Annotated in this window: 6 protein-coding genes and 1 pseudogene; 6 read left to right on the top strand and 1 reads right to left on the bottom strand. The window is 38.7% G+C overall.

The annotated features are described in order from the left end of the window. Positions 1 to 191 precede the first annotated feature (191 nt). Both ON15_RS04780 and ON15_RS04775 read left to right on the top strand, forming a co-directional pair. Complete coding sequence (locus ON15_RS04780) at positions 192 to 1,631, top strand: APC family permease (protein WP_010580342.1); 1,440 nt, start codon at positions 192 to 194, stop codon at positions 1,629 to 1,631. A 6-nt stretch (positions 1,632 to 1,637) separates the two neighbouring features. Beyond that, a complete protein-coding gene (locus ON15_RS04775; RefSeq protein WP_026049493.1) occupies positions 1,638 to 2,981 on the top strand; it encodes an aspartate aminotransferase family protein in 1,344 nt (447 codons plus the stop codon). Positions 2,982 to 3,601: 620 nt separating this feature from the next. Here the strand turns inward: ON15_RS04775 and ON15_RS04770 are convergent. After that, positions 3,602 to 4,162, bottom strand: a complete 561-nt coding sequence (locus ON15_RS04770) for a nucleotidyltransferase family protein (RefSeq protein WP_010580340.1) — start codon at positions 4,160 to 4,162, stop codon at positions 3,602 to 3,604. Positions 4,163 to 4,313: 151 nt separating this feature from the next. On the opposite strand from ON15_RS04770, the gene ON15_RS04765 reads away from it, so the two are divergent. From ON15_RS04765 to purK, 4 genes and pseudogenes are all read left to right on the top strand, one after another. Next, a complete protein-coding gene (locus ON15_RS04765; RefSeq protein WP_010580339.1) occupies positions 4,314 to 5,522 on the top strand; it encodes an acetate/propionate family kinase in 1,209 nt (402 codons plus the stop codon). Between the two features lie 120 nt (positions 5,523 to 5,642). Then, positions 5,643 to 5,846 (top strand): hypothetical protein, encoded by a 204-nt coding sequence (locus tag ON15_RS04760; RefSeq protein WP_010580338.1) that lies wholly within the window; start codon positions 5,643 to 5,645, stop codon positions 5,844 to 5,846. A gap of 208 nt (positions 5,847 to 6,054) precedes the next feature. Further along, positions 6,055 to 6,543, top strand: a complete 489-nt coding sequence (gene purE, locus ON15_RS04750; protein WP_010580336.1) for a 5-(carboxyamino)imidazole ribonucleotide mutase — start codon at positions 6,055 to 6,057, stop codon at positions 6,541 to 6,543. A gap of 58 nt (positions 6,544 to 6,601) precedes the next feature. Next, a pseudogene (gene purK / locus ON15_RS04745) lies at positions 6,602 to 7,393 on the top strand (5-(carboxyamino)imidazole ribonucleotide synthase); the annotation flags it as partial.

The raw sequence follows: 7,393 nt of genomic DNA, 5'->3' as shown, positions 1-7,393 counted from the left end.
TTAAGAAACTTATAACATGAGTTTGCCAGGAAACTTAAAATCTAAAATCTGATCAGCTTTTTTTTGCTTTTGTTAAGCAGATACAGCAAATAAATTTTAATAGATTTGACTTTTCTAATTTATTTGTTATAATTTCATTAATTGTTGTAATTTTTGTTATCATTATTATCTTATGTAGGGGGAGTTTTTTTATGGGAAAATTTTTCGAAAGGCTTGCTTTGAAAGAGGATCCAAAAGTTTATCAAGACAAGGATTCGCATTTAAAGCAGGTCTTGACAGTTAAGGACTTTATTGCCTTAGGAGTTGGGACAATTGTTTCAACATCAATCTTTACCTTACCTGGGGTGGTTGCTGCTCAACATGCTGGTCCAGCTGTTGCATTGTCATTTTTAGCTGCTGCTATTGTAGCTGGTTTAGTTGCTTTTGCATATGCTGAGATGGCTTCAGCAATGCCTTTTGCTGGTTCAGCATATTCCTGGATCAATGTCATTTTTGGTGAATTTTTTGGCTGGATCGCTGGCTGGGCGTTATTAGCTGAATATTTTATTGCGGTAGCTTTTGTCGCTTCTGGACTTTCGGCCAATTTACAAGGTTTACTTTCACCGCTTGGTTTTACACTGCCTAAGTCGTTAAGCGCAGCGTTTGGAACTAACGGTGGAGTGATTGATTTGTTTGCGGTATTAGTAGTTGTTTTGGTAGCATTTTTGCTTAGTCGTGGAGTTTCTGAGGCAGCGCGAGTTGAAAATATTTTAGTTGTTTTAAAAGTTTTAGCAATTTTAATCTTTGTTTTTGTTGGCTTGAGCGCGATCAAGGCGGCTAATTATTCACCATTTATTCCGGCATACCGTCAAAATGCTGATGGCTCTGCTTTTGGTGGTTGGCAAGGAATCTACGCTGGTGTTTCATCGATTTTCTTATCCTACATTGGTTTTGATTCGATTGCTGCCAATTCAGCTGAGGCAAAGGATCCGCAAAAGACAATGCCGCGTGGAATTTTAGGTTCGTTAGTGATCGCGGTGATTTTGTTTGTTAGTGTTTCGTTAGTTTTGGTCGGAATGTTCAAGTATTCGGCATATGCTAACAATGCTGAACCAGTCGGCTGGGCATTGCGTGAGAGTGGTCATGGTATGATTGCAACGGTAGTTCAGTCAGTTGCTGTTGTTGGAATGTTTACCGCTTTAATTGGCATGATGCTGGCAGGTTCAAGGCTGTTGTATTCATTTGGCCGTGATGGTATGTTGCCAAAATGGTTGGGTAAATTAAATCAAAATAATTTACCCAATCATGCCTTATTAGTTTTATCGATCGTTGGGGTTGTATTAGGGGCGATTTTCCCATTTTCCTTTTTGGCCCAATTAGTTTCTGCTGGTACTTTGATTGCTTTTATGTTTGTTTCTATCGGAATTTATGCACTTCGTCCAAGAGAGGGCAAAGATTTACCGCTTCCAAGCTTTAAAATGCCATTATATCCTGTAATGCCGACATTAGCTTTTATTGGAGCATTTTTAGTATTCTGGGGATTAGATAAAGATGCTAAATTATATGCATTATTCTGGTTTATCTTTGGTATGATTTTATATTTCTCTTATGGAATTCGTCATTCATATTTAGCCAAGAGTTTAAAAAAGTAGGTCCTGATGGTGAAAAATAAAGAATTATTGCAAATGGAAGATGCGTCGTTATCAAAGACTTCGCGTATTAAATATTTCAATATTGTAATTGATTCCGGACAAGGAGCAGTCATTAAGGATGTTGAGGGACATGAATATCTTGATTTATTAGCCAGTGCTTCCTCAACTAACACTGGTCACTGTCATCCAAGAATCGTGAAGGCAATTCAAGATCAAGCAGCTAAAATTATTCAATATACGCCAGCTTATTTTGCTAATACGCCAGCAGCGTTATTGGCTCAAAAGCTGGGTGAGGTTGCTCCTATCAGCGGGCCTGTCAAGGTTGCTTGGGGTAATTCAGGCTCAGATGCCAATGATGGAATTATTAAGTTTGCGCGTGCTTATACTGGCCGCCAAAATATCGTGAGTTTTATGGGTGCCTATCATGGCTCGACGTATGGCTCGATGTCAGCGTCAGCCGTTAGTTTGAATATGTCACGCAAAATTGGTCCATTTTTGCCGGGGATTGTTAAAGTCCCTTATCCGGATCCCTGGCATCGATTGCCAAATGAAAGTGAAACTGATTTTGTAGACCGGATGTTTGCGGCTTTTTTGGAGCCATTTCAGACTTATTTACCAGCCGAAGAAACGGCAGTTATTATGATGGAAGCTATTCAAGGCGATGGTGGTATTGTTAAAGCTCCAACTGCATTTGTCAAAAAGGTCGTCAATTTTGCTCATCAACACGGAATTTTGTTTGCAGTAGATGAAGTCAATCAAGGATTGGGTCGCAGTGGGAAAATGTGGGCCATTCAGCACTTTGCAGTGGAACCTGATTTAATGTCAGTGGGAAAATCATTAGCTTCCGGTTTGCCGTTAAGTGCAGTAGTGGGGCGTCAGAAAATTATGGATTCACTAGCTGCGCCGGGGCATCTATTTACTACCTCGGGCAATCCAATCACGACAGCGGCTGCCTTGGCGACCCTAGCTGTGATTAAAGATGAAAAATTAGTGGAACGTTCAGCAAAATTAGGCCAAGTGGCAGCAGAATTTTTTGAAGAGCAAGCTAAAAAACATGATTTTATCGGTAGCTGGCGGATGTATGGTTTAGATGGCGGGATAGACATCGTTGATCCAAAGAGTAAAAAGCCTGACGTTGTAGCTACTAATAAATTAATTTACCGAATTTTTGAATTAGGTGCAATCATTATTAGTTTACGCGGTAATATTTTACGGTTTCAACCACCTTTGGTAATCACTAAAGAACAGCTGCATCAAGCTTTTGCAATCTTAGCACAGGCATTTGATGAATTGGCAGCTGGTGAGTTAGAACTTCCACCGGCGGCAACAAAAATGGGTTGGCAAAAATGATGCTTGGTTTTTTAAAATAGCTTGAAGTTCAGTTAGTTTGGTGAATGCTTATCGAGCTTAAATGTATCAAATTGTAATTACAATTTGATACATTTTTTTTAGGGTGCGCCCGGCATGGGTGTCAACTAGATGGTGAGTAGTAGTTGGAAACACGAGCCAAAGACAAAGGTGTCCACTGTGAGATGGGAGCTGAAGGAAATTCGAGGTAAACTGCTGAGCTGATGTACAAAAAGTGGCTAGAAGGCTGGACGAGCTGGACAAGATTGCTAAACAAATCGAAATCCGATACTATCTGATCATATAAATAAAGGATTACACAGCGTACAAAAGATGACCCCGCATTGGCTTAGTGAGAAAATGTTTACTTTGATTATTCGCTTGGAACGAATTGTCCGCTCCAATTAAAGTCAATATCTGCCTCGGCTTTGAAAATTTTGTGATGGAATATTTTTACAAGCACTGTGCTGTAAAGGTGACAATGGTTGAACTGCTGCTGGAAATTAATCGTGATTTTGATATTCTGACTAAACTTGGAATAATGGAGTTATTAGCCAAATATAAGTAAAGCCATGTTAAATCAAATTCAAATTTAAAAGCAGCTGTACTACAGGCTAGTAAGCTTAACGGTTGAAAACTTTAAGATTTTTCCAGTCTTGCGTCCATTCTTTCCAAGCGACTCGTTGCTGGTAAAAAGCTAATTTATGTGGGTCTTGAGCAAAGATTGGGGTTGGATGAATTTCAAAATTGAACAGGTCTGCTAAACCAAAAGGAGCAATCACCTGAAACCGACCCTGTCGAGTTAGATTTAAACCAACCGCATTGCAAGTCTCTGGAATGGTCTTAAGAGCAGCAGTAATGGTTTTTCCATATGGTTGATGACTGGACAAATTGTTCAGATAAACATTTTCAAGATTCCAAAGATATTTTGCGTAATGCAATTTAATTAATTCCTGCAGAGTTAAAAATTCTTCGTAAGATTGGTTTTGATTGAGATAAATTAAATCAAGGTTGTTACGTAAAAAATTTGGCTGGCGGTTTGCTAAATGGTTCCAAACTAAATTACGCAAAGATCCAGCACAAAGAAAAGCTTCATTCAGATTAAATGACCATAAAATTTTAAAAATTTCCTTGATTTCAGTTTCTTGAGCAGCAATTTTAATCAGTTCAGTTTTATATTCCAATTTAATCCCTCCAAATAAACTAATAAATATTGTAGTTTCTTTTTAAGGAAAAGAAAAGTGCAATTCTTAGAATGAGCTGGTTAAATGAAAAAATAGAATTTTTTTGTTATATTTATCACAGAGATTGTAGAGTAAGAGCGGAGGAATAAATTTGGCTAAAATATTAGCAATTAACGCGGGCAGTTCAAGCTTAAAGTTTAAGTTATTTGAAATGGACAGTGAGATAGTGATCGCCAAGGGTAACTTTGAGCGGATCAGTCTGCCAGAAGGAAAAATTTCTCTCAGTTTTGGTGATCAGAAATTTGAAAGTTCGGAAGAAATTAAAACTCATGCAGTAGCCGTTGAACGTCTTTTACAGTTAATGAAGAAATTTAAAATTGTTAAAGATTTTAATGAAATTGCTGGCGTCGGACATCGGGTAGTTGCGGGTGGCGAATACTTTCAACACTCAGTAATCGTTAATCAACGAGTAATCAGACAAATTAACCGACTGGCCGAATATGCACCTATCCATAATCCAGCGAACTTGATGGGAATCAAAGCTTTTAAGAAATTGCTGCCACATGCTGTTTCAGTAGCAGTTTTTGATACATCTTTTCATCAAACGATTCCCAAAACTAATTATTTATTCAGTGTGCCTTATGAATGGTATCAAAAATATCGGGTGCGTCGTTATGGCGCTCATGGGACTAGTCATCGTTATGTGGCTAATGAAGCAGCTAAACTTTTGAAGCAACAATTAAGGAAGCTGAAATTGATTAGTTGCCATTTAGGAGCGGGTGCATCAATTTGTGCCATCAAGAATGGCAAATCATTTGACACCTCAATGGGTTTTACACCATTGACTGGTTTAACGATGGCTACTCGCTCAGGCGATACAGATATTGCGATGGTTTCTTTTATGATGCAAAAATTAAAAATGCATTCAATGCCGGAAGTTATTTATGATTTAAATAAAAAGTCTGGTTTACTTGGAATTTCAGGAATTTCTTCGGATATGCGAGATATTCTTGCAGCTGCAAAGGATAATGAACGAGCTCAGCTGGCAATTGATATTTTCGTCAAGGATGTTGTTAAATACATTGGAGCTTACGCAGCAGAAATGGATGGTGTCGATGGAATAGTTTTTACAGCTGGGATCGGCGAGCACTCCAGTGAAATTCGCAAATTAGTTTGTCAACGGTTAAAATTTTTAGGTATTCAACTTGATGAAACGGCTAATCAAATTTCAGGAAAGAATCTAGTAATTTCCACTGCCGCCTCAAAAGTTAAAGTAATGGTTATTCCAACCGATGAGGAGTTAATGATTGCCCGAGATGTGGTCGACTTAATGAAGCAAAATAAATCGCCAGAATTTTGAAACTTTTGCTTTGAAAAAATTGAATTATTAGAAAGATTGCTAAAGAGGTTCACAAACCTGTCAAAAAGTGTTAGATTATTCTAGTCGAGATGTTAAAGATTCTTTTTAGGGGGTTTTGTTATGAGCAATAAGCTTGATCTTATTAATGAATATCAAGCGGCGAAAGCGAAACTGGCTGAACTGGACCAAGTATGTGAACAAATCAGCGAAACCAATCGTGGACGTCATTTACTGGATGCTTACGATGAAAAAAGGGAAAAAGCTCAAGCTGAATGTGATCGGCTTAAAGCAATTTTAGAAGCCGTGTCAGCGGCAGAGGATTAGTCTAAGCAAGAGGCTGCTTAAAAAAAGTAAGTAATGAATGTTGTTCGCTTTTTAATGAACAACATTTTTTTTGTTGAAATAAGCAGACTTAAAAAGCTTATTGTTGAAAATAATCCGTATAAAAATCTAAAAAATAAAATAAAGTTCGATTTTTCTTTGACAAGGGTGAATGGTTTTGATAAGCTGTTCACAGATGGAGGGATTAACAGTGAGTAAGCAAATCAGTGTCGTTATGGGAAGCATTTCAGACTGGGACACAATGAGTGCCGCCACGGAGATGTTAGCAAGCTTTGGTATTAAATTTGAAAAGAAAGTTATTTCAGCTCATCGGATGCCTGCTGAAATGTTTGATTTTGCTCAAAAGTCAGCAGAACGAGGAATTAAAGTTATCATTGCTGGAGCTGGCGGAGCTGCTCATTTGCCAGGAATGATCGCAGCCAATACAACGCTACCAGTAATTGGTGTTCCAGTTCAAAGTCATGCGCTAAATGGAATGGATTCATTATTGTCAATTGTGCAAATGCCGGCTGGAGTTCCGGTTGCAACAACGGCAATCGGCAAAGCAGGTGCTAAAAATGCAGCTTTATTAGCTGTTGAAATTTTAGCGATTGGACAGCCTGAACTAAATGAAAAATTGCAGTGCTTTCGGCGAGAACAACATGCTGCAGCAGTGAAAAGTGGTGACCAGCTTGACTAAGCAGAGAATCGAACAAGGTCAGACAATTGGAATTATTGGTGGTGGTCAATTAGGACAAATGTTGACTTTTTCTGCCAAAAAAGCGGGTTTTCGGGTTTTGATTCTTGATCCAAATCCAGATTGTTCTGCAGGTCAGGCAGCTGATGATCAGATTGTTGCACCTTATGCTGATCGACAGGCTATTAATGAATTAGCCCAAAGATCTGATGTCTTAACTTACGAATTCGAAAATGTTGATTTAGCAGCTTTAAGAGCTGTACAGGATCAAGTTATGATTCCTCAAGGGACGGAATTGCTGGCAATCACTAAAAATCGTTTACGTGAAAAGACGTTCCTTAAAAATAACGGTTTACAGGTTGCGCCATTTGCAGCTGTCAATGATCAAAATGATTTGCAAGCTGCAATCAGAAAAATTGGGCTGCCAGCGGTTTTGAAAACTTGCGAGGGTGGTTATGATGGCAAAGCCCAGGTAGTACTTCAAACTTCAGCTGATTTACCGGCAGCTGCAAAGCTTTTGCAGCAGGGTGAATGTATCTTGGAAGGCTGGATTGATTTTAGTCATGAGTGTTCGGTTATGGTTGGCCGTAACTGGGATGGTCAAGTGTCAATTTTCCCGGTCAGTGAAAATATTCATCGTAATGAAATTTTACATGAAAGTATTGTTCCAGCCAGAATTCCACCGGCAGCGCAAAAAGCAGCTCAGCAAATGGCCCAAAAAATTGCTAGTGCTCTTGATTTATGCGGTATCTTAGGGGTTGAATTTTTTTTAGGGAAAAATGGTCAGGTTTATGTTAATGAATTAGCTACCGCGGCCCCATAACTCTGGGCATTACTCGATTGAGGCTTGCAA

The organism is Liquorilactobacillus vini DSM 20605 (assembly GCF_000255495.1).
GTDB classification, from domain to species: domain Bacteria; phylum Bacillota; class Bacilli; order Lactobacillales; family Lactobacillaceae; genus Liquorilactobacillus; species Liquorilactobacillus vini.
The sequence above is the reverse complement of the archived record's forward strand: the minus strand, read 5'-3'. Positions and strand labels throughout refer to the sequence as shown.